The 3,508-nt window shown below is 72.3% G+C and carries 5 protein-coding genes and 1 pseudogene; 4 read left to right on the forward strand and 2 right to left on the reverse strand.

The genetic code is table 11. The annotated features are described in order from the left end of the window. A pseudogene (locus tag FV228_RS23580) lies at nucleotides 1-418 on the reverse strand (hypothetical protein); the annotation flags it as partial. A gap of 31 nt (nucleotides 419-449) precedes the next feature. Further along, a complete protein-coding gene (locus tag FV228_RS23585; RefSeq protein ID WP_058193267.1) occupies nucleotides 450-1,172 on the reverse strand; it encodes an SDR family oxidoreductase in 723 nt (240 codons plus the stop codon). 175 nt (nucleotides 1,173-1,347) lie between these two features. On the opposite strand from FV228_RS23585, the gene FV228_RS23590 reads away from it, so the two are divergent. The 4 genes from FV228_RS23590 to FV228_RS23605 all read left to right on the forward strand — a co-directional run. Further along, nucleotides 1,348-1,917 carry a carboxymuconolactone decarboxylase family protein gene (locus FV228_RS23590; protein WP_147856795.1) on the forward strand — a complete coding sequence of 190 codons (570 nt, stop codon included), beginning with the start codon at nucleotides 1,348-1,350 and terminating at the stop codon, nucleotides 1,915-1,917. 112 nt (nucleotides 1,918-2,029) lie between these two features. After that, nucleotides 2,030-2,518, forward strand: coding sequence for a 6,7-dimethyl-8-ribityllumazine synthase (gene ribH, locus FV228_RS23595; RefSeq protein WP_147856796.1), 489 nt, complete (start codon nucleotides 2,030-2,032; stop codon nucleotides 2,516-2,518). A gap of 11 nt (nucleotides 2,519-2,529) precedes the next feature. Next, nucleotides 2,530-3,168 carry a transcription antitermination factor NusB gene (gene nusB, locus FV228_RS23600; protein ID WP_281406525.1) on the forward strand — a complete coding sequence of 213 codons (639 nt, stop codon included), beginning with the start codon at nucleotides 2,530-2,532 and terminating at the stop codon, nucleotides 3,166-3,168. A 3-nt stretch (nucleotides 3,169-3,171) separates the two neighbouring features. Next, nucleotides 3,172-3,508, forward strand: a 337-nt coding sequence (locus tag FV228_RS23605; RefSeq protein WP_246694008.1) for an AIR synthase related protein, incomplete at its 3' end; no start/stop codon positions are given.

Below are 3,508 nucleotides of genomic sequence, written 5' to 3' on the forward strand. Positions count from 1 at the left end.
CCCCCCCCCCTTTTTTTTTTTCACCCACACCCCGCAATACGAGCTGCCGCGTAGTCTGGTGGGCTCGGAGATGTTTATACGAGACCGCCTCGCGGCCGATCGGCCGCACCGTGACGGCGCCGTCCGCGAGGCCGAGCACGGCACCGCCGTCGTCACCCCAGACCACGGCGATCGGGGCGCTCTCCTCGTCGCCGGCCGGCTGGCTCGCCTTCGCGCCGGCGATCGGCATGAGGCCGGAGGTCGCCACCGAGATCGCGACCTCGCTGCGCGGCCCCCGCAGCGCCCGCACCTTGAACGGCAGGTCCAGGATCCGGATGCCGGGGGCCTCGGCGCGGGCGCCGGCGAGCGGTGCCGCGCACAGGATCAGGCCCGTGAGGGCCGCGACGATCCGGCGTCGCAGGGGCGGGAAAGGGCGCATGGCGGTCATGTCCGCCGCCGGGAGCGGCGGGTCAAACGTGCTGGCCGCCGTTGATGTGCAGCTCGGCCCCGTTCACGTAGGACGAGGCGTCGGTGCACAGGAAGTAGATCGCCTTGGCGACCTCGTCGGGGGTGCCAAGCCGCCGCTGCGGGATCTGCTCGACGAGCTTCTCCGTGCCGGGCGACAGGATCGAGGTGTCGATCTCGCCCGGCGAGATCGCGTTGACCCGCACCCCGAGAGGCCCGAAATCGGCGGCCATCTCGCGGGTCAGGCCCGCAAGCGCCGCCTTGGAGGTGCCGTAGGCGGCGCCCGCGAACGGATGGACCCGGGAACCCGCGATCGAAGTCACGTTGACGATCGAGCCCCGGGCCCGGGCGAGCTCGTCGCGCAGGCCGCGGGCCAGCAGGATCGTGGCGAAGACGTTGACCTGGAACACCCGCTGCCACCCGTCGAACTCCGTGGCCAGCGCGCCCAGGCGCTCGCCCGCGGGGCCCTTCGGCGAGATGCCGGCATTGTTGACGAGCGCGTGCAGCACGCCGCCCTCGGCATCGAGCCGGCCCCGGACCTCTTCGATGGCGCGCATCGTGTCCTGGGCGTCCGCCAGATCGACCTGGAGGTGGTCCTCGGGGCCCATCTCCCAGGGGCAGTTCTCGGGGAATGCGTGGCGCGAGCAGGTGATCACCCGCCAGCCGGCCGCCGAGAAGCGCTTGACGGTGGCGTGTCCGATGCCCCGGCTCGCGCCCGTGAGCAGCATGATGCGCCGGCGTTCGTTGACGGGGAGGGCCAAAGCCGTAAGCCTCGCTGGCGTGTGTTCGGATCGCGTCCGGCCCGGGCGCTCGTCGGGCCGGTGGGCCTGAATGGTCTAGGCTCCCGGGGGCCGGAAATCCAGAGCGCGTGCCGCGCGCACGGTGCAGTGAGGGCAGGAAGCCATGACGGGTACGGACCGCTTGCTGGAGATTCCCGCCGACCAGTTCTCGGAGGCGCAGGCCGCAGCCGCCGAGGCGTTCCGGGCCGAGCGCGGGGTCCCGGTCTTCGGGCCATTCGTGCCGCTGCTGCGCAGTCCCGAACTGATGCTATGCGCCAGCCGCATGGGGCTGTACCTGCGCTACGGCAGCGCCCTGCCGCTGCGGATCAGCGAGTTCGTGATCCTGATCGTCGCCCGGCTGTGGAGCCAGCAGGTCGAGTGGCAGATCCACCATCCGATCGCGCTCAAGGCCGGGGTCGCACCGGAGACCGCGCAGGCCCTGGTGGAGGGCCGCCGCCCCGAGGCCATGAGCGACGACGAGGCGCTGGCCTACGCCTTCTCGACCGAGCTGCAGCACAACCGTGCGGTCAGCGATGCCACCTACGCGTCCGTGGTGGCGCGCTTCGGCGAGCAGGGCGCGATCGATCTCACGGGAATCAACGGCTACTACGCGTTGCTGGCCATGACCATGAACGTGGCCCGCACGGCGCTCCCGGAAGCGGGCGCGCCGCCGCTGCCGCCGCTGGTGCGGTAGCGCTCCGCGGTGCTTGTCGCGCCGGCCGCTTCGGTCTAACCGTCCCTCTATCCGGAGGGCGCCCGATGCGCGGCGCCCTCGCCAACCCCCGAAATATCGACCGGACGCAGCCATGGTCGCCCATAACCGCGCCGCCACGGCGCCGATGCCCGCGGATCCGGCCCTTGCCGGCGCCCGCATCCTCGTCGTCGAGGCCCGCTACTACGAGGCGCTCGCCGACGAGCTGCTGGCCGGCGCCCTTGCGGTGATCGAGGCGTTCGCCGCGCACGCCACCGTGGTCACGGTGCCGGGTGCCCTCGAGATCCCCGCCGCGGTGGCGATCCTGGCGGATGACTACGACGCCGTGGTGGCGCTCGGCTGCGTGATCCGCGGCGAGACTGGGCATTACGACATCGTGGCCGGCGAGAGCGCCCGCGCCCTGATGGACCTCTCGGTCCAGCGCCGGCTACCGCTCGGCAACGGCATCCTCACGGTCGAGACCGAGGCGCAGGCGCTGGAACGGGCCCGGGTCGCCGAGTTGAACAAGGGCGGCGGCGCGGCCGAGGCGGCGCTCGGGGTGCTCGCCCTCAAGCGCGCGGCCGAGGCGGCGCGCCCGCGATAACGAGAACCGACATGACCGGGACGACCGAAACCAGGCCGGACGACACCGCCCAGGATGCCCCTGAAGGCGAGGTCCACGAGACCGCCCACGAGACCGCCCGGGCGATCAGCCCGCGCAGCGGCGCGCGCCTTTCCGTGGTGCAGGCGCTCTACGAGATGGACATCTCCGGCAAGGGCGTCCTCGATGCGCTGGCCGAGTTCGAGGCCTTCTGGATCGGCCAGGAGGTCGATGGGATCGTGCATCCCAAGGCCGAGACCGCCTTCTTCCGCGACCTGCTGCGCGGCACGGTCGAGGAACAGCGGGCGATCGACCAGAAGCTCGACCAGGCTTTGGCCCAGGGCTGGCCGCTCCGGCGCATCGAGATCGTGCTGCGGGCGATCCTGCGGGCGGGCGCCTACGAGCTGCTGTTCCGGCCCGACGTGCCGGCGCCCGCGGCGATCTCCGAGTATGTCGACGTAGCCCACAGCTTCTACACCGCCGACGAGCCCGGCCTCGTCAACGCCGTGCTCGACCGGGTCGCCCGGGAGGTCCGGCCGGGTGAGATGAGCGCGCCCAAGGGCGGGAGCAACAAGGGCGGGAGCAACAAGGGCGGGAGCAACAAGGGGGGCGGCAAGCCGGGCTCCGGAAAGCCGCCCGCCAAGAAGACCTGAGCCGTGTCCGGACCGGGCCGGGCCTCCGAGGAGGGGCTGATCGCCCGCTACTTCGCCCCACTGGCCGGGCCGGGAGCGGACGGGCTCCGGGACGATGCCGCGACCCTGACGCCCACCCCCGGGCATGACCTCGTCGTCACCGCCGACGCGGTGGTGGCCGGGATCCACTATTTCCCCGACGATTCGCCGGCCTCGATCGCCCGCAAGGCGCTCGGGGTGAACCTGTCCGACATCGCGGCCAAGGGGGCGGTGCCGCGCGGCTTCCTGCTGACCCTGGCGCTCCCGGACGACTGGACGGAGGCGTGGCTCGCCGGCTTTTCCGGGGGGCTCGGGGCGGCGG

The sequence above is a fragment of the Methylobacterium sp. WL18 genome (genome assembly GCF_008040015.1).
Taxonomy (GTDB): Bacteria; Pseudomonadota; Alphaproteobacteria; order Rhizobiales; family Beijerinckiaceae; genus Methylobacterium; species Methylobacterium mesophilicum.

Coding starts and splice junctions, on each gene's coding strand:
- FV228_RS23585 (WP_058193267.1), bottom strand. CDS start 1,172: ATGCTGCTCACGGGCGCGAGCCGGGGCATCGGACACGCCACCGTCAAG.
- FV228_RS23590 (WP_147856795.1), top strand. CDS start 1,348: ATGACGGGTACGGACCGCTTGCTGGAGATTCCCGCCGACCAGTTCTCG.
- ribH (WP_147856796.1), top strand. CDS start 2,030: ATGGTCGCCCATAACCGCGCCGCCACGGCGCCGATGCCCGCGGATCCG.
- nusB (WP_281406525.1), top strand. CDS start 2,530: ATGACCGGGACGACCGAAACCAGGCCGGACGACACCGCCCAGGATGCC.